This is a genomic window from Salipiger sp. IMCC34102, assembly GCF_004145405.1.
Taxonomy (GTDB): Bacteria; Pseudomonadota; Alphaproteobacteria; order Rhodobacterales; family Rhodobacteraceae; genus Loktanella.
Map to the genome: position 1 here is coordinate 293,782 of NZ_SELQ01000003.1, position 21,543 is coordinate 315,324.

26 protein-coding genes and 1 tRNA gene are annotated in these 21,543 nt (G+C 65.1%); 9 read left to right on the top strand and 18 right to left on the bottom strand.

What is annotated here, in order from left to right; genetic code table 11:
• Positions 1-145: 145 nt before the first annotated feature.
• Complete coding sequence (locus tag EU805_RS09030; RefSeq protein WP_165351921.1) at positions 146-1,750, bottom strand: PRC-barrel domain-containing protein; 1,605 nt, start codon at positions 1,748-1,750, stop codon at positions 146-148.
• Between the two features lie 256 nt (positions 1,751-2,006).
• On the opposite strand from EU805_RS09030, the gene infA reads away from it, so the two are divergent.
• The 5 genes from infA to EU805_RS09055 all read left to right on the top strand — a co-directional run bounded on the left by infA (position 2,007) and on the right by EU805_RS09055 (position 4,170).
• Positions 2,007-2,225: a translation initiation factor IF-1 gene (gene infA, locus EU805_RS09035; RefSeq protein WP_056038395.1), complete on the top strand. Its 219-nt coding sequence runs from the start codon at positions 2,007-2,009 to the stop codon at positions 2,223-2,225.
• A 9-nt stretch (positions 2,226-2,234) separates the two neighbouring features.
• Positions 2,235-2,822 carry a nucleoside triphosphate pyrophosphatase gene (locus tag EU805_RS09040; RefSeq protein ID WP_129763633.1) on the top strand — a complete coding sequence of 196 codons (588 nt, stop codon included), beginning with the start codon at positions 2,235-2,237 and terminating at the stop codon, positions 2,820-2,822.
• Positions 2,819-3,835 (top strand): ribonuclease E/G, encoded by a 1,017-nt coding sequence (locus EU805_RS09045; RefSeq protein WP_129763634.1) that lies wholly within the window; start codon positions 2,819-2,821, stop codon positions 3,833-3,835. Before EU805_RS09040 ends, EU805_RS09045 begins: the two co-directional genes overlap by 4 nt.
• Positions 3,832-4,017, top strand: coding sequence for a DNA gyrase inhibitor YacG (locus EU805_RS09050; RefSeq protein WP_129763635.1), 186 nt, complete (start codon positions 3,832-3,834; stop codon positions 4,015-4,017). The genes EU805_RS09045 and EU805_RS09050 overlap by 4 nt, the downstream gene beginning before the upstream one ends.
• 78 nt (positions 4,018-4,095) lie before the next feature.
• Positions 4,096-4,170 (top strand) — tRNA-Phe (locus EU805_RS09055).
• Between the two features lie 52 nt (positions 4,171-4,222).
• On the opposite strand, the gene EU805_RS09060 is transcribed toward EU805_RS09055, so the two are convergent.
• From EU805_RS09060 to EU805_RS09075, 4 genes are all read right to left on the bottom strand, one after another.
• Positions 4,223-5,314: a tyrosine-type recombinase/integrase gene (locus tag EU805_RS09060; protein ID WP_129763636.1), complete on the bottom strand. Its 1,092-nt coding sequence runs from the start codon at positions 5,312-5,314 to the stop codon at positions 4,223-4,225.
• Positions 5,314-5,550 (bottom strand): hypothetical protein, encoded by a 237-nt coding sequence (locus EU805_RS09065; protein WP_207208091.1) that lies wholly within the window; start codon positions 5,548-5,550, stop codon positions 5,314-5,316. The genes EU805_RS09060 and EU805_RS09065 overlap by 1 nt, the downstream gene beginning before the upstream one ends.
• A 76-nt stretch (positions 5,551-5,626) precedes the next feature.
• A complete protein-coding gene (locus EU805_RS09070) occupies positions 5,627-6,103 on the bottom strand; it encodes a hypothetical protein (RefSeq protein WP_129763637.1) in 477 nt (158 codons plus the stop codon).
• 109 nt (positions 6,104-6,212) lie between these two features.
• Entirely contained in the window at positions 6,213-6,644 is a 432-nt protein-coding gene (locus tag EU805_RS09075) for a hypothetical protein (protein ID WP_129763638.1), read from the bottom strand.
• Positions 6,645-7,011: 367 nt separating this feature from the next.
• Between EU805_RS09075 and EU805_RS09080 the strand changes: the two genes are divergently transcribed.
• On the top strand, positions 7,012-7,236 hold the full coding sequence (locus tag EU805_RS09080) for a hypothetical protein (RefSeq protein WP_129763639.1): 225 nt from the start codon (positions 7,012-7,014) through the stop codon (positions 7,234-7,236).
• A 121-nt stretch (positions 7,237-7,357) separates the two neighbouring features.
• On the opposite strand, the gene EU805_RS09085 is transcribed toward EU805_RS09080, so the two are convergent.
• From EU805_RS09085 to EU805_RS09120, 8 genes are all read right to left on the bottom strand, one after another.
• The gene (locus tag EU805_RS09085; RefSeq protein WP_129763640.1) at positions 7,358-8,437 is read right to left on the bottom strand and encodes a phage portal protein; all 1,080 of its coding nucleotides are present in this window, start codon (positions 8,435-8,437) and stop codon (positions 7,358-7,360) included.
• A 4-nt stretch (positions 8,438-8,441) separates the two neighbouring features.
• Complete coding sequence (locus tag EU805_RS09090; protein ID WP_129763641.1) at positions 8,442-8,993, bottom strand: HK97 family phage prohead protease; 552 nt, start codon at positions 8,991-8,993, stop codon at positions 8,442-8,444.
• Positions 8,993-10,228, bottom strand: a complete 1,236-nt coding sequence (locus EU805_RS09095) for a phage major capsid protein (protein WP_129763642.1) — start codon at positions 10,226-10,228, stop codon at positions 8,993-8,995. Before EU805_RS09095 ends, EU805_RS09090 begins: the two co-directional genes overlap by 1 nt.
• A gap of 9 nt (positions 10,229-10,237) precedes the next feature.
• Entirely contained in the window at positions 10,238-10,498 is a 261-nt protein-coding gene (locus tag EU805_RS09100) for an HNH endonuclease (protein WP_370318188.1), read from the bottom strand.
• Between the two features lie 62 nt (positions 10,499-10,560).
• Positions 10,561-12,288: a terminase large subunit domain-containing protein gene (locus EU805_RS09105; RefSeq protein WP_242494102.1), complete on the bottom strand. Its 1,728-nt coding sequence runs from the start codon at positions 12,286-12,288 to the stop codon at positions 10,561-10,563.
• A gap of 292 nt (positions 12,289-12,580) precedes the next feature.
• Positions 12,581-12,808 (bottom strand): hypothetical protein, encoded by a 228-nt coding sequence (locus EU805_RS09110; protein ID WP_129763644.1) that lies wholly within the window; start codon positions 12,806-12,808, stop codon positions 12,581-12,583.
• The gene (locus EU805_RS09115; protein WP_129763645.1) at positions 12,805-13,353 is read right to left on the bottom strand and encodes a hypothetical protein; all 549 of its coding nucleotides are present in this window, start codon (positions 13,351-13,353) and stop codon (positions 12,805-12,807) included. The genes EU805_RS09110 and EU805_RS09115 overlap by 4 nt, the downstream gene beginning before the upstream one ends.
• Positions 13,350-13,583, bottom strand: coding sequence for a hypothetical protein (locus EU805_RS09120; protein ID WP_129763646.1), 234 nt, complete (start codon positions 13,581-13,583; stop codon positions 13,350-13,352). The genes EU805_RS09115 and EU805_RS09120 overlap by 4 nt, the downstream gene beginning before the upstream one ends.
• A 560-nt stretch (positions 13,584-14,143) precedes the next feature.
• On the opposite strand from EU805_RS09120, the gene EU805_RS09125 reads away from it, so the two are divergent.
• The 3 genes from EU805_RS09125 to EU805_RS17690 are packed head-to-tail and all read left to right on the top strand — an operon-like array spanning position 14,144 to position 17,042.
• Positions 14,144-15,019, top strand: a complete 876-nt coding sequence (locus tag EU805_RS09125; RefSeq protein ID WP_129763647.1) for an ABC transporter permease — start codon at positions 14,144-14,146, stop codon at positions 15,017-15,019.
• The gene (locus EU805_RS09130; RefSeq protein WP_129763648.1) at positions 15,016-15,816 is read left to right on the top strand and encodes an ABC transporter permease; all 801 of its coding nucleotides are present in this window, start codon (positions 15,016-15,018) and stop codon (positions 15,814-15,816) included. Before EU805_RS09125 ends, EU805_RS09130 begins: the two co-directional genes overlap by 4 nt.
• On the top strand, positions 15,813-17,042 hold the full coding sequence (locus tag EU805_RS17690; RefSeq protein ID WP_242494103.1) for an ABC transporter ATP-binding protein: 1,230 nt from the start codon (positions 15,813-15,815) through the stop codon (positions 17,040-17,042). Before EU805_RS09130 ends, EU805_RS17690 begins: the two co-directional genes overlap by 4 nt.
• 154 nt (positions 17,043-17,196) lie before the next feature.
• Here the strand turns inward: EU805_RS17690 and EU805_RS09140 are convergent, their stop codons facing one another.
• Genes EU805_RS09140 through EU805_RS09160 form a run of 5 tightly spaced genes read right to left on the bottom strand, consistent with a single transcriptional unit; the run spans position 17,197 to position 21,536 of the window.
• Positions 17,197-17,811 (bottom strand): TetR/AcrR family transcriptional regulator, encoded by a 615-nt coding sequence (locus tag EU805_RS09140; RefSeq protein ID WP_129763649.1) that lies wholly within the window; start codon positions 17,809-17,811, stop codon positions 17,197-17,199.
• Positions 17,804-18,682: a polyphosphate kinase 2 gene (ppk2, locus tag EU805_RS09145; RefSeq protein WP_129763650.1), complete on the bottom strand. Its 879-nt coding sequence runs from the start codon at positions 18,680-18,682 to the stop codon at positions 17,804-17,806. The genes EU805_RS09140 and ppk2 overlap by 8 nt, the downstream gene beginning before the upstream one ends.
• 42 nt (positions 18,683-18,724) lie before the next feature.
• A complete protein-coding gene (locus tag EU805_RS09150) occupies positions 18,725-19,726 on the bottom strand; it encodes an alpha/beta fold hydrolase (RefSeq protein WP_129763651.1) in 1,002 nt (333 codons plus the stop codon).
• Positions 19,710-20,633 carry a homoserine O-succinyltransferase gene (gene metA, locus EU805_RS09155; protein WP_129763652.1) on the bottom strand — a complete coding sequence of 308 codons (924 nt, stop codon included), beginning with the start codon at positions 20,631-20,633 and terminating at the stop codon, positions 19,710-19,712. Before metA ends, EU805_RS09150 begins: the two co-directional genes overlap by 17 nt.
• 30 nt (positions 20,634-20,663) lie before the next feature.
• Positions 20,664-21,536, bottom strand: a complete 873-nt coding sequence (locus EU805_RS09160; protein ID WP_129763653.1) for an ATPase — start codon at positions 21,534-21,536, stop codon at positions 20,664-20,666.
• Positions 21,537-21,543: the final 7 nt, after the last annotated feature.

A 21,543-nucleotide genomic window follows, 5' to 3' on the forward strand; every position in this document is an offset into this window, starting at 1 on the left:
AAGCTTCGCAGGAACCTGAAGGGCAGGCCTCTTCCCCTCATGCGGTTCGCATCTGCCTAAACTCGCACGCGCTTTTGCGACCGGACGCGCAAAGAAAAACGGCCGCCCCGAGGGGCGGCCGTCCTGTCCGAAACAAGGTCAGGAATTATTCCTGGTATTCGGGCATGTTCTGCAGGCGATCTTCGGTCTCGTCGACGAAGACGCGGATGCTGTCGTTCTCATCCGCAAGGATGGTCAGCTGGTCCATCGGAACTTCGACCGCGTGCTCGCCCAAGCCGAGGAAACCACCGACGCGCAGCACCAGGCTGCTGACGCGGGCGTCGTCACCGATCAGGACGGAGCCGACTTCGCCGATCTCGTCACCGCTGGTACCGTAGATCGGAGCGTTTTCCAGCATCTCGGCGCTCAGCATGTTCATCGGAGCGGGGGAGTAGCCTTCCATCTCGATGGCCGGGCCGTTGAGGCCGGCACCGTCCGTCGCCATGGCGGTCTCGGCTTCGTTCATCTCCTGATCGACTTCGGCAGCGGCTTCATCCGTTGCGGCGTCGACTTCGGCAGCAGCCTCGTCCGTGGCGGCATCGACTTCGGCAGCCGTTTCTTCGGCTTCCTGCTCGACTTCGTCACCGGCGTTCTCAAGTGCCGTTTCGGCATCCGTCTCGGTGTCGGCCATCGCCTCGTCACCTTCGGCCATCGCGCCGTCTTCCATCATGGCCTCGTCGTCCATCATGGCTTCGTCGCTCTCGTCCATCGCGGGCTGAGCGGTGTCGTCACCCTCGGCTTCGCTGTCGGAGGCTGCGTTGATCGTCACGGTGGGCTCACCGGTCTGGACCATCTCGACGGTGGCTTCGCCCGACTGCTCGACCATGACCTGGGGCTCGGCGGCCTCGAACGTCACGGTGGGCTCGGAACGGTTGATGACCGGCTCGCGTGCTTCGCCGTCCTGGATGACGACATTCGGCTCGGAGCTCGTCACGTTGACCGTGGTGTCGCTCAGCTCGGCGGCTTCACCGGTTTCGCCCGCGGCAATGGTCTCGCCGGTCGCGCGGTCGGTCACCTGCGTCGTGGTGTCGGCGCCTTCCTCGACTTCCTGCAGTTCAAGCGCCACGATGGGAGCGGCCTGCATGACCGACACGGTGGGCTCGGCCTGGCGAACTTCGACGGTCGGCTGGCTGGAGGCCACGTCGACACCCGGCTCGGGCATGGTGATGATGATCTCGGGGGCCGGCTGCTCGATGCGGATCGTGGGCTGCGTCATCATGACGGTCACGTTCGCGGGCTGCTGGCGGACGACGATCTCGGCCTGGCCTTCGTTCACGGTCACTTCGGGCTGGTCGTTGGAAACGGTCACTTCCGTCTCGCCTTCCTGCAGGTCGACTTCGGCCGGCTGGCGGTCGAGGTATACGAGACCTTGCACGGTGATCTGGTCTTCAAGATCGACGGTCAGGCTTTCGGTGTCTTCAAGCGTCGCTTCTTCGGTTTCGCTTTCGACGGCCGTTCCGTTGTCGGTTTCGGTCTCGCTCTCGCTCTCGACAGCTTCGACGGCAACCAGCTCGACGTCACAGGCGGCGGCATCGTCGGCGTCGATGACGGCCTGGATGCGCTCGGGATCGTCGAACATCTCGGTGTCGCCGCTTTCGATCAGGGCTTCGAGCTGCTGGCAGGATTCGGTGGTGGCCTGCGCGGAAGCGGCGGTGGCCATCGGGACACAAAGGGCTGTGGTCAGCATCAGCCGGGTCAGGGTCGGTGTCATGTGGTCGTCTCCTTGGGTGTCGGTTACGACAAGAGAACGAGGCCGCGGTGACAGCGTTCCACGTAAAATCGCGTTTCCGTGATTAACTAAAACCACTTTAAGTTGCGACACCTCGACGCGACCGGGAACCGATTGCCGCACCATCGCGGAACGCCTCCCTTGCGCTTGCGGGCATTGCCCCTTGAAAACCGTGGCGTTCGGGCGCATTTAGACGCCGGTGCCGCAACGGGGCATCTGACAGTATACAGGAGACCACATGGCCAAGGATGAACTTCTCGAATTTCCGGGCGTCGTGAAGGAACTGCTGCCGAATGCGACATTCCGGGTCGAGTTGGAAAACGGCCATGAGATCATCGCGCATACGGCAGGCAAGATGCGCAAGAACCGCATCCGGGTCCTCGCGGGCGACAAGGTACAGGTCGAGATGACCCCCTACGATCTGACCAAGGGCCGGATCAATTACCGCTTCAAGTAAGGTCTGCGCATGACCGCGCGGCCCAGGCTGATCCTCGGCTCCGGTTCGCCCCGGCGGTTGAAGCTTTTGGCGCAGATCGGCGTCGTTCCGGATGACGTGGCCCCTCCCGACATCGACGAAAGCCCCGCGAAGGGCGAGCTTCCGCGCGACTACGTCAAGCGGATCGCGCGCGCCAAGGCGCAGGCTGTCGCGGGCGGCGACGCGGTGGTGCTGTGCGCCGACACCACGGTGGCCGCCGGTCGCCGGATCTTGGGCAAACCCGAAAACGAGGAGGAGGCGCGCGCCTTCCTCGCGCTCCTGTCGGGGCGCAGGCATTCGGTCATCACCGCCGTCGCCGTGACACGGGGCGAAAGGATCTGGACCCGCGACGTGCTGACGGCCGTGAAGCTCAAGCGCCTCACCGAGGCCGAGGTCGACGCCTATATCGCCAGCGACGATTGGCGCGGCAAGGCCGGCGGCTACGCGATCCAGGGCCCCGCCGCCGCCTTCGTGCCCTGGATCAACGGAAGCTACACCGCCGTGGTCGGATTGCCGCTCGCCGAAACCGCGACCTTGTTGCAGGCGGCAGGCTATCCCCTGACGGGAGGTTCGGCATGAAGGGGCGCACCATCGTCCTCGATCACCTGAACGGGATCGAAGCCGCTGCCTTCCTGGTGGACGGGCATCTCGACGATCTTCTGGTGGACACCGATGCGCCGCGTCCCGGTGCCATCTTTCGCGGGATCTGCGATCGCCCCTTGAAAGGGCAGGGCGGGATGATGCTGCGTCTGCCCGAGGGCGAGACGGCGTTCCTGCGGCAAGGGCGCGGCCTGCGCCCCGGTCAGCCGCTTCTCGTGCAGGTGACCGGCTATGCCGAGGACGGCAAGGCGATCCCGGTCACCGACCGCGTGTTGTTCAAAAGCCGCTACGCCATCGTCACGCCGGGCAAACCCGGCGTGAACGTCAGCCGCCAGATCGCCGACGACGAAGAACGGGATCGGCTGAAGGTTCTGGCCTTGGAGACCTTCGACAGCGACATGGGCCTCATCCTGCGCTCCGCCTGCGAAGGCGCCCCAGAGGAAGAGGTTGCGGAGGATATCACCGCGATGCTGGACCTTGCGCTGGCGGTGCTGGCCGATGCCGAGGGCCGCGAACCCGAAGCCCTGACCGAGGGCGACGGACCCCATGCGCTCGCCTGGCGGGACTGGACCGTCCCGGCTGAGGTCGTCACGCGCCCGGGCGCCTTCGCGGATCTGGGCGTGATCGACCAGATCGAGGGGCTCGCTTCCCCCCGCGTGGCGCTCGATGGCGGTTCCATGTTCGTCGAACCGACACGTGCGCTGGTGGCGGTCGACGTGAATACTGGCGGCGACACCTCTCCGGCGGCCGCGCTGAAGGCAAACCTAGCCGCCGCACGGCTTTTGCCGCGGGCCTTGCGCCTGCGCGGCCTCGGCGGTCAGATCGCCGTCGATTTCGCGCCCATGTCCAAGGCCCACCGCCGTCAGGTGGAGCAATCCCTGCGCGCGGCCTTCCGGGCCGACTCGGTCGAGACCTCTCTCGTGGGCTGGACCACCATGGGCCTGTTCGAATTGCAAAGAAAACGCGAGCGGCTGCCGCTGGGGGTGTCATGAGCTGTCCGATTTGCGACCGCGAGACCGACCCGAAGTTCCGCCCCTTCTGTTCCAAGCGCTGTGCGGACATCGACCTTGCCCGCTGGCTGAGCGGGTCCTACGCGATCCCCGCGGGCGTCGAGGAACAGGGCGACGACGATCCCGTGGAAGGGTTTGGCGAAGGGTCGGAAAAACCTCACTGATCGGGTCGGAATGGCTCTGGACACCCCTGGTGTCATTGCCTAGAACGCCGCTACCCGACGGATGCGTCCGTCCCCGGTGCCTGGGTAGCTCAGGGGTAGAGCAGTGGATTGAAAATCCTCGTGTCGGCAGTTCGATTCTGCCCCCGGGCACCATTCAAGCGATTGTTATTGCTAGAGCTTTCCATATCTCTACTGGATAGTCTCCTTAAGGTTTGACGCTTTTGGTGAAGGGTTTGACAACCTGTGATCGCCGTTCGTTCTCTTCCTCGAGCGTTTCCATCGTTTGCCGGTTGCGCTCTGCGAGGTTGGCAGATCGGGAATAGTGCCGCGCCATCGCCGGGGTCTTCTGCCCCAACAGGTCGGCTATCTGTCGCTCTTCAAGCCCCGCCTCGCGCAGCGTCGTGGCGACGGTATGGCGAAGGCCCTTAAGGGTCAGTCCCGGTTGCACGACACCCTCGGCTTCCAGCTTCTTCTTGAAGCGGTGCCAGACCGTCGAGAACCCGTCATAGGTCCAGGGCTTCCCCTTGGAGTTTGCGAGGATCGTCACCGCGTCGTGGCGCGGCGCAGCGTCCAGCGCCCTCTGCAATGTCGGGCCAATCGGGATTGCGATCTCTTCGCCGGTCTTGCCGCGAACGCCCCAGATCGTGCTGCCGTCAATCTGGCTGCGCATGAGCTTGAGGGCGTCGGATGGATCGAGGCCCGTGTTCATGATCAGCGCGACCGTCACGCGCACGTGCGGAGCGGTGCGTTCCAGCACCGCGGCGCGCTCTTCCGGTGTCCAGGGGCGGTTTGCGTAGGGGCGATCCTTCGGCCTGGGTTTTGGAATGACGCCTGCCGAATAGTCACGGTCGATCAGCCCTTTCGGAATGGCGAACCGGAACACCTGGCCAAGGAACGTGCGGACCATGTTGGCCCGCCGCCAGCCGATTTTCTGCGCAGCCTTGTCGTGAATACCGGCGATCAGCGGCGTGTTGATCGCGGAAACCGGGGTATCCCTGATCGGGTGAAGGAAGTCTGCGCACTTGCGGTAATCGCGTTGCGTCGCGGCTGCGCGGTTCTTGAAGTGCTCGGTTCCGAAATAGACCAGGATCAGCCCGCCAAGTGTCCCCGGCTTCGGTTCTTGATTCTTTCGCGCCTCCGCGATTGCCTGGATCCGTGCGCACTCCGCAAAGAAAACGGCCGAGCCGAGCGGGGCCTTATCCAGGTCAATCTTGTGGCCGGTCGAGCGGTGGTAGCAGCGCGGTTTCCCGTGCCGATCTTCGAAGATCTTGAAGCCCCTCACCTTGATCCGTGTCATCAGAGCTTGCCGAGAATTGCGTCTCGCGTCGTCATCTCGGCCCCTCCCTTCATGTCATCAATCCAGCGGTCCAGGTCGCGCTTGTCCCATGACCTCGCACCGGGCCGAATTTCGAGCGGCTGGACCGGACACGTCGCCTTGAAGTGTTTCTGGGGCAGTCCGGTGTATGCAGCGGCTTCGGTCAGGCTCAGCATCCGTTTGTCGATGACGCTGATATTCAGGTTCGCATTGCCCATTTCTCGTCAACCTCGACTCGGTTCTTGATCCTTGGGAGAGGGCCGGGCGGACGAACCCGAACGACCTTCGCTCTCGTTACTCTTCACCAGCCCATTGCTTGTAGCGCGCGCGCACCTGCTGACGGATACCGTCGATGGAAAAGCAGATAGTCGCGACTTCGGAGCCGGTGTCGTTCGGCCCCCAAAAGCTCGGGGCGTCCCCTTCGGCGCGGGCAACGCATCCATCGTTGAACCCATCCAGCGGGAAGTCGAAGCGGCCGGTCGCGTCGGGGTCCGCCCGCAGCGCGGCCAGGACAGCTTCGGCATACATGCCCGCCACCCGCTTGCTGATCGCGGGCTTTCGGGTCGCCTGTTCGACGCCGTAGACGTTCATCATAAACGAATAAACGCGCAGGGCGCACATATCCGCCTCATCCCAAAACCTGCCGGTGCGGGCATGTGCCCGCGGGGCGCAGGGATATGCGCCAGACGCGATATCTTCATTGAGCCGCTGCCGGTCGATGTTCAAAACGTCGCAGACTGCGAGGGTCGGAAGTTTCTGGTTCGGTTTCATGGCTGAGCTTCCCTGTGCCGTGTGACGCCATAGCTAGAGCGGGAGTTTGTGTAACGCAATACAAAATTTTGTATTCGACTGGCAAACTCCCGCCTATTAGCTCTTGGCGTCAAGAATATGCACAAGGCCGCCCAGGCTTGCCGCTCGCAGCGCGCCAGAGCGCGGCAATCATCTTGATATCGGGAAAGTCGCATTGCCGTTGGTAGTCCGGACTATTCACGATAGCGGTTGGCCCGAAGGACTCCCAAACCATATGGGCAAGAGCTGCCATGCCGTCCGAGCTACAGGGCGTTAGCTCGGCCGCGGCGTTGAAGGCGGCATCCTCCCGGGCGGCAGCTTCCAAAGATCGCGGATCATCAAAGTCCGCATTGCTTGGAAGCTTGGCCAGCTCGTACCATTCCGCGCGGGCCGCAAGCCATTGGTGGTAGAGCGGCACGACGGGATCGAGGACTTGCGCTTGGATGGGGAATGGGGTCGCAAGGGCTATCCCGGAAACGGGAAGCGCGGTCAGCACCGCACGGCGGGTCAGTTGGTTGGTCATGGTGGTTCTCTCGGTTGGCGGCTTTCTAGGGCCTTGCCAGCGACGGACTGGCGCCGGGGTGCTAGAAACTTGCCGAGAGACAAGCGTGACGTTTTTCCCGCGAGGGTCTTGTATGACGCCACCACCCCGACATAAGTTATCGGAGAGCGAACGCCGCCAAGCGTCATCGCAGTTCGACCGGCTCCCGCGCCAACGGGGGTAATCCTGCACAGGATATCGGTCTATCTCGGTCCGGGTTTCTAGGCCCGCGGACACCTTTGCGCAGATCAGCAGCACAATCAAGCCCGCCATTGGCGGAGCTGATGCCATGTTGACTTTTCAGGCGGCAATACTCAATTCGATGGGAACGATTTGAAAGGAATGATTCATGATCAAACATTTAGACGCTTTAGCACTGGGCGGTATTGCACTAAAGGGCGGCAGCTTGGAGGTTGATGGATCGCAGTTCGACGCTCTCGCACTCGGCGGCATTGCGCAAAAGCTCCAACCTGGCGCTCACTTAAAAATTCACAATTCGGCTAGACTCAACGCCTTGGCGATGGGCGGCATTGCTTCGAAAGCTGGCACGGGTGCTACGGTCATCTTTTGCTGAAAAGAAGCTGCGCGCCACGCCGACCAAGGAAGTCGGCCGCGCGCTCTCGGGGTTTTCCCACTCACCGAGTAACGGGGTCGCTTGGTGGAACCGGACGACCACCCGCCGCGACCTGGCTATCTCATGCCGCGTTGTCGCCCTCTCCCCAGTTGACCAGCGTCATGACCGCGCCCAGCTCGTCGCTGGTCAGGCCACCGGCCTTGGCTTCCGCGATCGTCTTGACCAGGGCCGATGCAGCGCGGGCGCGGCCGCCCACGTCATAGGCCTGCACCGGGCGCATAAGGTCGATCATCACTTCCCCGCCCAGCTTGGCCGTCGCCTCCTCTGCCAGGAGCATCGCGATCGGTTGCAAGGTCCACCCGGCAAGGTGGCGCTGCGCCTCCCGCACCACAGGGCCGGTCGCAGCATGGTTCGCCAGCGCGGGCAGAACGCCGAAGGCCATGAAGATCCCCGCGCGCGCCGCCTGCAACGTCTCGGCCGTCATCGACTTTGACAGGTCAGGCGACAGCTGGTCAGGCTTCTGACCGATCTGGGGGTTCATCCCGGCCGCGGTTGCCTGGGCCACGCCCCCGATCACAAGCGATGCCCCCCGGTTCCCCTTCAGCGCGGCCCGGATCGTCTCCATGTCCTCTTCGCCGGTGTCCGGCATGGGCACGATCTGCGAACCGAGCGGGGCGTTCTCGAATGTCTCGGCAAGCGCGGATTCCACCGCGTGAAGCATCCCGCCGGTCAGACTGGACCGCCGCAGCGGCGCGGTGCCGACCCACGGCGTCACCGGGTCCGATGCGATCCGCAGGTGCAGGACCTCGCCCGCCAGGGCGGTGACCATCCGCCCGCCGTTCGCTTCGGGGATCGTCATGCGGTAGGCGCGGGGTTCGCCGTCGCGTGTCGTCACGTCCCAGTCGATCGCGGGGACCAGGCCACGGCTACCGATCAGGAAGACCGCATCGCCATTCAGCGCCACCGACCGCGCCGCCAGTGCCAGAACGCGGCGGGTCAGCAGATCGGTGCCTTGCACGTCGCCCAGGGCGAACGCGCCTTCCCACAGGCTGACGCAGGTCTGCGCGGTCGAGGTCAGCTCTGCCACGCCGCGACGGCCCGAGATGAAGGTTTCCCGCGTCGCCATGAGCTGCGCGGTGTAGCTCGAACCGCTCGCGCGGGTCTCAGTCGGTTGCAGCATGGTCTGAAGCCACTTAAGCATGGCGTCACCTCCATCGGGTCGCGTGAGAGAATGCAAGCGCGCGGCGGGCCACGTCACCGATCGGTTGCCAGTTGCGGGCTTCGATCTGCGCTTCGGAATAGGCGGGGCGTGTCACGGCCGAGACTTCGAACAGCTCGGCCGAGGCGATCGTGCGCAGGATGCCGTTGCCGCGCCGTTCGATCCACTCGCCACCTTTCGACACACGGAACCCGGGCGAGAGACCCCGGACCAGTCCGCCGCCGTGCGCCGCAAGAAAGTCGCGGGCCCAGCTCGTGCCGGTGTCGATGGTTGCCGTGATCATCAGGGCGTCGTCGCCATCGGTCAGCGTCAGGGTGCCGGCAGACCTGGACGCCAGCGGTCGATTGAAGTCGTGTCCTGCCAGCAGGTGAATTTCCGCGCCGCTGTCGATCCGGGCGCGGAATGCGCGGGGGGCGATCACCTCGTGCCGCCCCGCCGCGATCTCGGTTTCCCGACCGTATGGGAACCGGGCCGTCAGGCGGGTTGCCCCGCCGTCCGATCGCAGCTCGAGGCTGCCGTTATGACCGCCCCAGAGCATCAGACTGCGCCGATGCCGGTAAGGATGCGGGTTTGCAGCCCGCGCGGCACGGTGAAGTCCGCCGTCACCAGGCCGGTCAGGATCAGCGCGCCGCTTCCCGCCTTCGTGTAGGGATCGCGGATCAGATCAACGGCCCCGTAGATACCCAGATAGCCGGGTGCGACGCCTTGGACTGTGGCGGTCATGATCGCCGTCTGGTCGGGGATCACGTTGCTGACGGCGGGCGTCCCGACATGCTTGGTCAGGCGATCCCACTCGGACACCGCAGTGCCTGCGATCAGCGCGGCGTCGAGGTCAGCCCAGATCGCGGGGTCGAACCCGAGATTGACCTGCGACGCGGACGTGATCGCGTTCGCCTGCATGAACGCCACGACCTCGGCGCGGAAAGCGGCCCAACTGGCGGCCGCGCCCACGGCCGTCGCCGCGATCCCGTAGGTCGCCGCGCCGGGGATGATGCCCAGGGGCTGACCGTCCGCGCCGCTGCCGTTGACCACGACGCGATCCAGCTCGGCACCGACCACCGCGTTCAGGTCGCGCCGGATCGCGCTTTCCAGTCCGTCGCCCGCCTGCTTCAACGCCTTGCGGCTGATGACCATCTGTGCGCCGCCGGTGTGATCCGGGTTCAGGTTGCGCTCGGAGGTTGCGAACTTCTGCGCCGCGCCGACATTGCCCAGCTCGTCCGTCTGCCAGCCGAAGACTGCGCCAGAGGTCGCAACCGGGAAGGCCAGCTCACCAGACGTGATGTTGATGTTCTGGACGCCCAGCTGCGCGGCAACGCTGCCGGGGAACAGCCGGTCGATGATCGGACGGATCTGGCGCGGGTTGATCTGATCGCCCGCGACTGTCTCGCCAGCGCGGGTTTCCAGCGCCGCCAGTGGGATCGGGACGCCCTGATAGCCGCCAGCCTGCCGCAGCTCGTCCACAATCTCTTTCGTGGCACCAGACAGGTCGCGGCCTTCGTCCAGGTTGAACGCGACCTGGCGCAGCTCGAACCGCCCGACCAGCTCCTGCCAGTCGCGATCGGACCGGGTTTCCAGCTCGTCGCCCGCTTCGCGGCGCTCGGTGTCCTCGGCAATGAGGGCCGCACGATACCGGGTTTCGTTGGAACGGTATTCCCGATCCAGCGTGTCCATCTGACGGACTTCGTCCTCGGACGGGGTTTCCTTGCCCGCCAGCTCCGCCAGCGATTGGCGGATTTCGCTCTGGCGGCGAGCGATCTTCACAGATTCCAGCATGATTTATCCTTACATGGCCGGGTTGGGTTTTGTTGCCAGATCGGCAACGGCGTCCGCCCAAGCGTCACGCTCGGGCGATTGGATCGGTGCGGGATGCCCGCATTCGATCCGGGTCTTTCGTGTGTGGCAGGGACCGCAAAGCGCTTGCAGGTTGCCGGGGTCATAGGACAGCGCCGGGTGCGTTCGGACGGGCTTGATGTGATCGACCTCGAGCCGCCCACCGCAGCCGCAGGATCGACACCGGAACCTGTCGCGCTCGAGGATCTGCATTCGCAGCACCTTCCAGCGCTTCGAGCTGGTGACTTTCCGGGAATGCCGCCGGTGTTGCTTGCTCATAGCCATTGGACACGTCGCTTCTGTTGGGGCGCCGCCTTCATCCGAGCGCCCTGGGCCACGGCCAGCACCGTCGCCGCAGCCGCGTCGATCCGGCCCAGAGAACGGCCCTTGCCCAGCTTGGCATTCCCGGCCGGGTCGATCAGGGTCACGGCGTCCGCGAAGGCGAACCGCAGCAACAGCGACGGCACCGCCTTCACCTCGCCATCGAAGAGCGCGCGGCGGAACCGCTCGATATCCTCACTGCCGTCCTTCCAGCCGAACCCGCGCCAGATCAGGGGGACGCGGGCCAGCCCGGCGTTGTTCAGCGCCTCGGTGAATTCAGCGTGACGGAAGCGGTCCCCCACGATGCAGGCGGGCTGGATGCCGTCGAGCTGGCGGACGATTGCGGCCATCCAAGGCCCCGGCGGGACTGTGTTCTCGCCCATGACGGACAATTCGCCGCGCTCGAGCATCTCGGTGTAGCGCCCCGCCACGCCATCGGATGCGCCGCGATCTGCGAGCGACGGCGATGCCGGGAAGGTGCCCAGGGACTCGAGGCGACCCGTGTTCGGCCAGTAGAACGATGCGGCGGACATGCTGCGCGAGCCGCCCAGATCCACGCCCAAAACGCAGGGGCCGTCGCGCGGCGGCAGTTCGGCTGGTGACACCTCGGCCGACAGCCATTCATCGACTGTGACCAGGACACTGCGGTTCTCGATCGAGACGCGCTCATTGCGGTTGAGGTTGCGGAAGCTGGTCAAGGCCGATCCGCCCCGCGCAATCGCGCTGCGCGCCTGCGACACCAGCCAGTCAGGCGTCGAACCAATGCCTTCGGACGCGCCGGGGTTCGCCTCGAGGAGCGACGGCAGATCGTCCGCAGGCAGTCCGAAGGCGGGCCGATGTTCCTGGACGTAGGCACCGGGCGGCGGTTCATCCAGCCATCGGGAAAAGGTGTTGGTGTCGTCGGCCGCTGACGTCGAGATGATCAGCGCGCGGCCGTCACGTTTGCCCAGGCCGGACAGGATCGCGTTCTCGAGGTTGTCGCCCTTCTCGCGTTCCCACGCCGCCCGTTCGTCCAGGATAGCCAGCGTAGGGGCACCGCCCAGGACCGACTTGCCATCGGCCGCGATGCAGCGCGCCAGACCGCCGCCGTTGCCCGCGAATTCGACCTCGAGCTTCGACCCGCGCCGGATGGTGAACATGGCCTGATCTTCGACGGGCAGACCAGCGATGTAGCCCAGCACGAAGTTGAAGGCGATGCGCGCCTGGTCACGGTTGCGGGCTGCGAAGATGATCTCTCGGTTCGGCTGGGGGGCTTCATCGAGAGCGCCCACCAGGTCCGCGAGGGCAAGCCCTGCCGAAAGTGCCGTCTTCGCGTTGCCGCGCCCGATGGACAGAACGCCGACCGTGACCTTCTTGCCGAATGCGCCTTTCACGAAACTGCGCTGGAAATTCGCCAGTTTCAGAGGTTTTCCGGCCTTTTTGCCCTCGGGAATGCGAAGAAGGCCCAGAAACTGAATTGCGCGGACGCCGGGCGATTTTCCCCGGATTTTTTCCAGAAGAGAGAAATGAACACTCCCACCCCGGTAGCCAAGGTTAACTGAAGTCGCGGCATTGGGACCAGTTCCGAACAGATCAGCCGTCGCGCGGTCGGTGTGTTTTGTCATCGTCGTCTCCCTCGCGTGTGTTGCGCGCTGTCTGTTCTGTCTCACCTGCTCAATGGTGAGGTTCGGAGCGAAGGGCATAGGACGACTGCCCACGCTAGGAAGCGCGGCAGTCCCTATGCCCTCTGCGTGAAGTCCTGCTCAACGGAGCCGGTCCATCGCTTTAGGCCCAACTGGTCGTGCGTTTCCGCCAGTCGGTTGGCCGCTACTTTCGACGCGTAAACGCTGCGCCGGGGATCGGGCTTCGGCCTTTCGGACTGCCCTTTGCCTGTGATCCCGCCCGTGGTAGACAGAGACACGCGTGGTGCCACCGTTGTGACCCGAACCACCACTCGTGGCCCTGCATGAGGTGGCGTGCAGGGTCGCCCTTCGCTTACTCCTCGATCAGATCGAATTCGGGTTCCGGCGCGGCCGTCAGCTCTTCCACCATTCGGCGCATGACTTGGGCCTGCCGATAAGTCGGACGCCAGTTCTTCCGCTTGCCGTGGCGCGCGATCGACTTGGCGAAGCCAGCCTCCCATTCGTTGCCGACCGCGACGGCGCGCCGCACGACCATCGGCCAGCGGAACGTCAGCAGCTCGTCCAGCTCACGCTCGGTCATAGCTGCACCCCGCGATACCTGGCCCCGATCACCGCAAGGTGTGGCGAGGTGCCGAAAAGCTTATCGGTCCAGTTTGACCGGCCGTCGTAAAGCAACGCGGCCTGATCCATGAGAGCTTGTGAGAGGTCCGCTGGCACGTCCGACGCCGCGATCCCGAACCCCGCCTGATACTCGACTTCGACCTGGCGCGGTGTCAGCGCGTGGTAGCTGTCGCGCCAACGGATGTAAGGCCGGTTGCCACCCACAAAGTCGAACGCGCTGAAAGCCGCGCTGTCGATTGTGACGGCCGGGGCGTCCCCATCCGCGACCGGGCCGATGGGCAGGCGCAAACCGCTTTGCGGTGCAGGATCAAAGATCGTCACGTGGATCGTCTGCGTCAGCAGCGCGATCTGTGCGAAGTGCTCGAGCTGCGCCGCCGCAGTCCGCCCCATCGTCTTGATCGCTTCGTTTTCCTCGTCAGCGTCAACCCGTATCTGTGCCTTGAGGTCGGCCAGCTCGAAAGGATCTGCGGCCGCGATAGGGGTTCGGGTTACAAGCATTTTCATGCTGCGGCCTCCCGCTCCTGGACGAAGGACAGAAAAGCCGTCTGGTCACGCGCCGGCATTGCCCGGAACGATGCCAGCGCGAAGGCCTTAAGTTCCTGCCTGGATGCGCGGGCGGCCCACCAGCGGGCGTCTTCCATCGCGTCGACCTCGGGCGGCAGAGGATACCCCGCACCTTTCAGGGCGCAGCTGGCAACGTCCTGTGCAGTCTCGCAGTCGAGCGATGCCAGCAAAGCGAACGCAAGCATCCCCCGTTCAAGCTCGGTGAGCCGCGCCCGAAAGATGACAGGAAGCCCGGCAAAGTCATCCGGCCCGCCCAGCGTCAGCGCGTAGGCGATCGACCGGGAAGCGGACTTGTGTCGGGAAAGGCCAAGTTTGCCGAATGTGGTCTTCGATTTACCACTGGACGAACCGAGTCTTTTACACGTCCGTTCGGTTTGTTTGGGTTTGACAATTACCGCGTAAGGGCTTGACGCATCGACGTGGGTTTGACGCGCAGGATCGCCGTAAGTGACTGATCTTTCACCGGATAGCGCCGGATTGAAAATCCTCGTGTCGGCAGTTCGATTCTGCCCCCGGGCACCATTTCAGCTCAAGTCGAGATTTGCGTGCCGCCTCCCGCCGTGCAGCATTGGAGCATTCGCCAAGCGAAGGGCGTTTCCCCTGGCGAGCATCGCAAAGCGACCGGACGAGCGGCGTGATCCAACGACAGCCTCCGCGCCGCCGCGCGTCCCCGCAAGCTCTTCATTTTGCCCATTGATCTTTGCCTTTGGGCGTTGGACGATGCCGCTCCATGAGCAGTGGCAGCCCTCTTACCCAAGACCAGTCCCGGGCGATTCGCCTGATGGGTTTGCCCTTTGCCTATGCCCTGGCGTTGCTTGCGATCCCCCTGGGGGCGGTGCTGTTGTTCAGCTTCTGGACGCAGGACTTCATGACGGTCGACACGACCTTCACGCTCGACAACTATCGCGAAGTGGCGGAAAGCCCGATCTACGGCCTGCTGCTGCGACGCTCTCTGATGGTCTCGGGTCTGGTGACTTTGGTGACGGTCGTGCTGGCCTACCCGGTCGCCTATTTCGTCAGCTTCCACGTGGCGCCGTCGAAGAAGTCGCTCTGGCTCTTTTTGATCACGATTCCCTTCTGGACCAGCTACCTGATCCGCGTGTTCCTGTGGAAGGTCATCCTGGGCTACAACGGCGTCATCAACTCCGGTCTGACGCAGCTGGGCCTGATCGACGAGCCGCTGACCTTCATCCTCTACAATGTGAACGCGGTCATCATCACGCTCGCCCACGCCTTCGCCCCCTTCGCGATCCTGCCGATCTTCGTGGTGCTGGAAAAGATCGACCGCTCCTTGCTGGAGGCGAGCCGTGATCTGGGCGAGACGAAGGTCTCCACCTTCTTCTGGGTGACCTTGCCGCTGTCGATGCCCGGCGTGGTGGGGGCGGCGCTGATCGTCTTCATCCCGACGATCGGGGATTACGTGACACCAGAGCTGATGGGCGGGGCCGGTGGCAAGCTCATCGCCAACATGATCCAGACCCAGTTCCTGCAGCTCAACAACGCGCCCCTCGGTGCGGCCCTGGCCATCGTGGCGATGGTCTGCGTGGCGGGCATCTCGATCCTGTTCGTGCTGCTGAACCGCCGCTGGTTGAGGCGCCAGACATGAGCCTGCGCGTCTACGCCATCGCCTACCTGATCTTTCTCTATGCGCCGATCGTGCTCTTGCCGATCTTCGCCTTCAACGACGCGACGATCATCGCCTTCCCGTTGTCGGGGGTGACGACCGAATGGTTCGGCGCCCTGGTGGGGAACCGGTCGCTGCAGTCCGCGCTGGTAAACTCGCTGATCATCGCAGGCTGCACGGCGGTGTTCGCGACGCTTCTGGGGATCTGCGCCGCGCGCGCGGGCGCCATGGCGGATTATCCGGGCAAGCGGGGCATCACGGGCTTCGTCATGCTGCCGCTGGTGCTGCCGGAAATCATCGTCGCCGTCTCCTTGCTGGTCATCCTGCGGCAGGTGCTGGGACTGGATCTCGGCAACTGGACGATCATCCTGGCGCATGTGCTGATCTGCACGCCGTTCTCCATCGCGATCCTGAACGGGGCCTTCGGCAACCTCGACCCTTCGATGGAGGAAGCGGCCCTCGATCTGGGATGTTCGCGGTGGGAGGCGTTCCGCCTCGTGACCCTGCCGCTGGTCATGCCGGGGATCATCTCCAGCCTGCTGATCTCCTTCACGATCTCGCTCGACGAGTTCATCATCGCCTTCTTCCTGACGGGGGCGAACCCCACGCTGCCGGTCTACATCTGGGGGCTGCTGCGGTTCCCCGCGCAGCTGCCCATCGTCATGGCGCTGGGAACGATCCTGGTCGGCCTGTCGATCATCCTTTTGACCATCGCCGAAATCTTTCGCCGCCGCGGCATCACCCGGTCCGGCGGCCAGGACACCGGAGGGTTCTTGTGACGGACCTCATCTCGCTCAAGGGCGTGCAGAAGTACTACGGCGACTACCACGCCCTGCGCGACATCGACCTGACCATCCGGGGCGGAGAGTTCTTTTCGCTGCTGGGCCCCTCGGGCTGCGGCAAGACCACGCTTCTGCGGGTCATCGCGGGGTTCGAGGAGGTCTCGGACGGCACGGTCGTCCTGTCGGGGCGCGACATGAAGGGCGTGCCGCCCAACGAGCGGCCGACGAACATGGTGTTCCAGTCCTACGCGATCTTCCCGCATCTGAGCGTGGCGCAGAACGTGGCCTTCGGGTTGCGCAAGCGCAAGGACATCGACAAGGCGTCCCGCAAGAGCCTTGTGGAAGAGGCGCTCAAGATGGTGGGGCTCGCGGGCTATGGCGACAGGCGGGCGCACGCCCTGTCGGGCGGGCAGCGGCAACGGGTGGCGCTGGCGCGCGCCCTGGTGCTGAAACCCAAGGTGCTGCTGCTCGACGAGCCGATGTCCGCGCTGGACCGCAAGATGCGCGAGCACATGCAGGTGGAACTGATCCGCCTGCAGCGACACGTCGGCATCACCTTCGTGCTCGTGACCCACGACCAGGAAGAGGCGCTGGTGATGTCCGACCGGATCGCCGTCATGTTCGAGGGCGAGATCGGCCAGGTCGACGAGCCGGAAGCGCTCTACCGCCGCCCCAAGAGCCGCCGGGTCGCCGAGTTCATCGGCAAGATGAACTTCCTTCCGGCGCGCGTGACGGGGATCGGACCGGGGGCGACGCCCGTTGCCCGGCCCGCGGCACAGGATGAGGTCGTGCCCGGCCGTATCCCGCAAAGCCGGGCCGCCGTGAAGCTCTCGGGCCTCATGCGGCGAGGGGGTGAGCCGGCGGCGGACACGCCCGCCACGCCGGGCGAGGCGATGATCTCTCTCGATATCGCGGGTCTGGGACAGGCGCAGGTCCCGATGCACCAGGCGCCCGAAGGCGCGCGCGAAGGCGAGGTCGCCGTCGGCGTAAGGCCGGAAACCCTGGCGATCCTGTTCGAAGGCGACCAGGCCCCGCGCCACGAATGCCCCGGCACCGTGGACGAGGTCGTCTACTACGGCGACATGACCTACTACGACGTGCGCGTGAAGGACGTCCCGCAACCCCTGACGATCGCGATGAAGAACCTGATGGGCCGCCCCGTGCTTGAGGTCGGGCAGAGCTGCCGCATCGGTTGGGACGACCGCGCGCTGGTGGTGTTCTAGGACGGCGCGGACGGCAGGTTTCGCTCCTGACCCTCGAGCGATGGTGGCGGCTGAGCCTGCGGGACGCCTCGCCGGCGGGGCGGATATTTTCAGAACAGAGATTCTCAGGCCGACGCCCGGTGGGGCCGCGGCGGTGCCAGGGGGGCTGACGAAGTCACTCGGGCGGCAGGAGGCCCAGACCGCGCAAATAGACGCCGATGCCGGTTTCGAGCAGGTCCTCGGGCGGGTAGGGGCACTGGCTGCCGGGCGCGCCGCGGGCGAAGAGCTCGACCACGCCATGCGACAGGGCGCGGATGTGGGCCGCGAACATCTGCGGCGGCGGTCGCCTGTCCTGCGGAATGTGCTCCGACAGGTCGCGCGCCGCCTTCTCCAGTACGCCCAGGGCACGGGTCGCCGTGGTGTAGAGATCCGTGCTGCGATTGACCGAGATCCCGCTCTCGAACATCGCGATGTAGTGCCCGGGACGGTCCCGCGCGAAGGTAAGGTAGGTCTCGCCCGTGTTCAGGAAGGCCTTCAGGGCGGAGGGCTGTCCGTTGGCGTAGGCATCCTCCATCCGGTCGGCGAAGATGGCGTAGCCTTGCAGGGCGGCCTCTGCGATGAGGTCCTCGCGGCCTTCGAAGTGGCGGTAGACGGCCGCGGGGGTGACGCCCGCTTCGCGCGCGGCCTCGGACAAGGTGAAGCCCGTCGGGCCCTTCGCCTCGATCAGCTTCAGGCAGGCCTCGACCAGGGCCTGGGCCAGGTTGCCGTGGTGGTAGCCGCGTTTAGGCATGACCGCGGGCGTGCCAGAGCTGCGGCGACCCGACCACCTGGTCGTCGATCTCGCCCAGGGCGGCCGGCTCCTTGCGGTCGTAGTCGATGCCACGCAGCACGGCCCGAATCGCGTTCACCCGCGCGCGGCGCTTGTCGTCGGTCAGGATCACCGTCCAGGGGGCCGCATCGGTGTGGGTGCGGTCCAGCGTCTCTCCGATGGCGCGGGTATAGTCGTCCCAGAGCGCCAGGCCCTTCACGTCGATGGAGCTGAGCTTCCATTGCTTGAGCGGATCGCGTTCGCGTTCGAGGAACCGGCGCAGCTGCTCCGCCCGTCCGACGGTCAGCCAGATCTTGAACAGCTGGATGCCGTCGTCGACCAGCATCCGCTCGAAGGGATTGACCTGCTCGAAGAATTGCGCGCGCTGAGCGGGGGTGCAGAAGCCGAAGACGTCCTCGACCACGCCGCGGTTGTACCAGCTGCGGTCGAAGAAGGCGATCTCGCCGCCCGCAGGCAGATGGCGGATGTAGCGCTGGAAATACCACTGGCTGCGCTCGTCCTCGTTCGGGGTCGAAAGCGCCACGACCTGCGCCGAGCGCGGGTTGAGGTGCTCGCGAAAGCGCGCGATCGTCCCGCCCTTGCCCGCCGCGTCGCGGCCTTCGAAGATGACGGCGATGCGCGCGCCGGTCTCGTTCGCCCAGGTCTGCATCTTGACCAGTTCGATCTGCAGCGCGTGCAGCTCGGATTCGTAGGTCTTCTTCTTCATGCGGTGTTCGTAGGGGTAGCCCGGGGCGAGGATCGGATCCTCGCCGCCCGCGATGCGGTCACGGACCGGCTTCGGGGCTTCGGTGTCGTGAAAGGCGCTGATCGCACCGCCGAATGGCAGGGTCATGACGGATCCTCTTTTGCCCGGCAGTCTGGACCGCGCGGGACGTCAGCGCAATCCGGCGCGCGCGGCGGCGCGGTCGATGGCTGCGGTGGCGACATCGGGGGCGACATGGTGCGGCATGTGCCCCACGCCTTCGAGCCGCGTGAGGTTGGCGGTCGGGACCAGCTTCACGATCTCGTCCGAGTGAATGTCGATGGGCACGGTGGTGTCGGCGGTGCCGTGGACGATCTCGATCGGCAAGGTCAGTTGGGGATAGCGTCGTTCCATCTCGACCACGTGGGGGCGCAGGGTGTTCACCTGACGGACGTTGGCGCGGAAGCTGTCCAGCCGCAGCGTCAGCGGCGCGCCGATGAAGTCGGCGTAACCCTCCGGTGCGGGCTGGGGGGAGAAGGTGTTCTCGATGATCTCCTCGACCGTCGAGGCCGGCACGAAGGCCGACAGGATCGGCACCGTGACGGCCCCCCCGAAGGCGCTGCCGTTCACCTGGTAGTAGGGGCCGAGTTCTCCGGGCCAAGGCATCGCCACGCCTGCGAAACTGACCACGGCCGCGGCATCGACGGCACTGTTCGCGTCCAGACCCATCAGCGCCCATTGGTAGGCCGCGATCCCGCCGAAGCTGTGGCCCGCAACGATTGGGCGCTCGATCCCCAGCTGGGCACTGGCCTCCCGCAGCATTTGGGCCTGTTGCAGGGGGCTTTCGCCCTCGGTCGCGAAGGCGCCGGTCGGAAGGCCGGGAAAACGGTCGGTGTAGCCCAGGCCCGGCCGGTCGAAGGCGGTGACGCGGTAGTCCTGCGCCAGGATATCGAAGAGGTCGAATGTCCAGTCCCGCAGGTTGCCCCCCGCGCCGTGGATCAGCACGAGGTCCGGACCGGAGCCTGCCTGCAGGTAATGCACCCGTGCGCCGCTTTCCAGCGTGACGAACTGGCCCAGGGGCGGGAACGCCTCTTCCGCGCGGTCGGCGCGGTAGCTCGCGGTGCAGCCGGTGACGAGGGATCCAAGGCCGAGAGCCAGGGCGGTGAAGGTCAGTGCTCTAGCGGCCAATCGCATTCAGGTCATATTCCGTGGTCTGGTATATCTCGTTGATCCAGTTGCCATATAGAAGATGGGCGTGGGATCTCCACCGGTTCTGCGGGGGATTGGCGGGATCGTTACCGGGGTAGTAGTTCATCGGCACGTTGATCGGCGTGCCCTGAGCCACGTCGCGGTCGTACTCGTGCTTGAGCGTGTCGGTGTCGTATTCAAAGTGGTTGAACACGTAGAGCGCGCGGTGGGCGGTATCCTCGACCAGCGCGGGTCCCGCCTCGGCCGAGGTGATCAGCGTCGTCAGGCCGCCCGCCGCGTCGATGTCGGCCTGCCGCATCTCGGTCCAGCGGCTGACGGGGATCACGCAATCGTCCGAGAAACCCCGCAGGTAGGGCGAGGCCGGCTGCGTCACCACGTGACGGAAACAGCCGAACTTCTTGGTCTCCAGCAGGTGCTTGGGCACGTCGTGGAAATGGTTGATCATCGCCATTCCGCCCCAGCAGACGCCGAAGGTGGAATGGACGTGGCTTTGCGTCCAGTCGAAGACCTGTTTCAGCTCGTCCCAGTAGGTCACGTCGTCGAAAGGCAGATGCTCGATCGGGGCGCCGGTGATGATGAGGCCGTCGAACTTCTCGCCGCTGGCCGCGACCTCGGCGAAGGGGCGGTAGAAGGTTTCCATGTGATCGGCGGCGGTGTTGCGGGTCTGGTGTTCCGTCATGCGGATCAGGCTAAGCTCGATCTGCAGCGGGGTCGCACCGATCAGGCGGGCGAACTGGTTCTCCGTCGCGATCTTGCGCGGCATCAGGTTCAGCAGGGCCACCCGGAGGGGGCGGATGTCCTGCCGGTCGGCGGCATCCTCGGCCAGCACCATGACGCCTTCGCGGTCGAGGACGGCATAGGCGGGCAGGTTGGCGGGCAGTTTGATCGGCATGGGTCGGGGTCCTCTTCGCGGACGAATGATCTAGACCCGTTGGCCACGCGCCTCAAGGGCGGCCTCGATCATCGCGTCAAAACCGGCTTCGTCGTGCACGCCCATGACGTCCGACATGCCGACGGTCAGACCCCAGCCGTCGGCCATTGCCCGGTAGCGCGGTTGGCGGTGCGCCAGCGCCTGGGAGAATGCCCAGCGGATGAAATGATCCGGATCGACCTTGTCGGGCGAGACGTCGAATTCGGCCAGGTAGGCCGTCCAGGTGTCCAGCAGGAAGACCGGATCGTAGGACATCGGCTTCGGCTCGCGGTCGAAACGGCGGATGAGCTCGGCCATGTGCTCCTCGGTGCCTTCGATCCAGACCATGAGCGTGCGTTCTGACAGGTGGGTCAGGATCGGATCGGCGGGGTCTTCGGCGTCGACCCATTCGCAGATCGATCCGCCGGTGTCGCAGACGAAATGCGGATACTGGTAGAGGTCATGGCTGCGGTCGATGAAATGCCCGGTGTCCAGTAGCGCCGACACCTCAGAGCGTTGGAACTGGTCCTGCCGCCGGGTGTATTCGCCCCATTCCAGCCCGCCCTTGTCCGGATCGCCCGGCTTGCCGAGGTAGGAGGACACCGGCTTGAGATCGTTGAACGAGATGTTCGATCCGATGTAGATGCTGTCCGAGCGCAGAAGGTCGCGCAGGAAGGGCACCTTCATCGCCTCGCGCTTGGCGTTGTCGGCGATCAGCTCGCCCATGTAGCGGGTGCCGATCCGGTAATCGATCGAGTAGTGGAACCAGTCACCCGTCTGACGCAGCATCGAGGCGAGGTAGGTCTTGCCCAGCCCCGACATGCCGAAGAACAGGATGCGTTTCTGCGGAGCGTTCCGCCAGTCGGATGCGGTCTTGTAGATCATCCCGCAT

Excerpts from the sequence above, each read along its gene's own strand:
- EU805_RS09030 (WP_165351921.1), bottom strand. The coding sequence starts at position 1,750 with ATGACACCGACCCTGACCCGGCTGATGCTGACCACAGCCCTTTGTGTC.
- infA (WP_056038395.1), top strand. The coding sequence starts at position 2,007 with ATGGCCAAGGATGAACTTCTCGAATTTCCGGGCGTCGTGAAGGAACTG.
- EU805_RS09040 (WP_129763633.1), top strand. The coding sequence starts at position 2,235 with ATGACCGCGCGGCCCAGGCTGATCCTCGGCTCCGGTTCGCCCCGGCGG.
- EU805_RS09045 (WP_129763634.1), top strand. The coding sequence starts at position 2,819 with ATGAAGGGGCGCACCATCGTCCTCGATCACCTGAACGGGATCGAAGCC.
- EU805_RS09050 (WP_129763635.1), top strand. The coding sequence starts at position 3,832 with ATGAGCTGTCCGATTTGCGACCGCGAGACCGACCCGAAGTTCCGCCCC.
- EU805_RS09060 (WP_129763636.1), bottom strand. The coding sequence starts at position 5,314 with ATGACACGGATCAAGGTGAGGGGCTTCAAGATCTTCGAAGATCGGCAC.
- EU805_RS09065 (WP_207208091.1), bottom strand. The coding sequence starts at position 5,550 with ATGGGCAATGCGAACCTGAATATCAGCGTCATCGACAAACGGATGCTG.
- EU805_RS09070 (WP_129763637.1), bottom strand. The coding sequence starts at position 6,103 with ATGAAACCGAACCAGAAACTTCCGACCCTCGCAGTCTGCGACGTTTTG.
- EU805_RS09075 (WP_129763638.1), bottom strand. The coding sequence starts at position 6,644 with ATGACCAACCAACTGACCCGCCGTGCGGTGCTGACCGCGCTTCCCGTT.
- EU805_RS09080 (WP_129763639.1), top strand. The coding sequence starts at position 7,012 with ATGATCAAACATTTAGACGCTTTAGCACTGGGCGGTATTGCACTAAAG.
- EU805_RS09085 (WP_129763640.1), bottom strand. The coding sequence starts at position 8,437 with ATGCTTAAGTGGCTTCAGACCATGCTGCAACCGACTGAGACCCGCGCG.
- EU805_RS09090 (WP_129763641.1), bottom strand. The coding sequence starts at position 8,993 with ATGCTCTGGGGCGGTCATAACGGCAGCCTCGAGCTGCGATCGGACGGC.
- EU805_RS09095 (WP_129763642.1), bottom strand. The coding sequence starts at position 10,228 with ATGCTGGAATCTGTGAAGATCGCTCGCCGCCAGAGCGAAATCCGCCAA.
- EU805_RS09100 (WP_370318188.1), bottom strand. The coding sequence starts at position 10,498 with ATGCAGATCCTCGAGCGCGACAGGTTCCGGTGTCGATCCTGCGGCTGC.
- EU805_RS09105 (WP_242494102.1), bottom strand. The coding sequence starts at position 12,288 with ATGCCCTTCGCTCCGAACCTCACCATTGAGCAGGTGAGACAGAACAGA.
- EU805_RS09110 (WP_129763644.1), bottom strand. The coding sequence starts at position 12,808 with ATGACCGAGCGTGAGCTGGACGAGCTGCTGACGTTCCGCTGGCCGATG.
- EU805_RS09115 (WP_129763645.1), bottom strand. The coding sequence starts at position 13,353 with ATGAAAATGCTTGTAACCCGAACCCCTATCGCGGCCGCAGATCCTTTC.
- EU805_RS09125 (WP_129763647.1), top strand. The coding sequence starts at position 14,144 with ATGAGCAGTGGCAGCCCTCTTACCCAAGACCAGTCCCGGGCGATTCGC.
- EU805_RS09130 (WP_129763648.1), top strand. The coding sequence starts at position 15,016 with ATGAGCCTGCGCGTCTACGCCATCGCCTACCTGATCTTTCTCTATGCG.
- EU805_RS09140 (WP_129763649.1), bottom strand. The coding sequence starts at position 17,811 with ATGCCTAAACGCGGCTACCACCACGGCAACCTGGCCCAGGCCCTGGTC.
- ppk2 (WP_129763650.1), bottom strand. The coding sequence starts at position 18,682 with ATGACCCTGCCATTCGGCGGTGCGATCAGCGCCTTTCACGACACCGAA.
- EU805_RS09150 (WP_129763651.1), bottom strand. The coding sequence starts at position 19,726 with ATGCGATTGGCCGCTAGAGCACTGACCTTCACCGCCCTGGCTCTCGGC.
- metA (WP_129763652.1), bottom strand. The coding sequence starts at position 20,633 with ATGCCGATCAAACTGCCCGCCAACCTGCCCGCCTATGCCGTCCTCGAC.
- EU805_RS09160 (WP_129763653.1), bottom strand. The coding sequence starts at position 21,536 with ATGATCTACAAGACCGCATCCGACTGGCGGAACGCTCCGCAGAAACGC.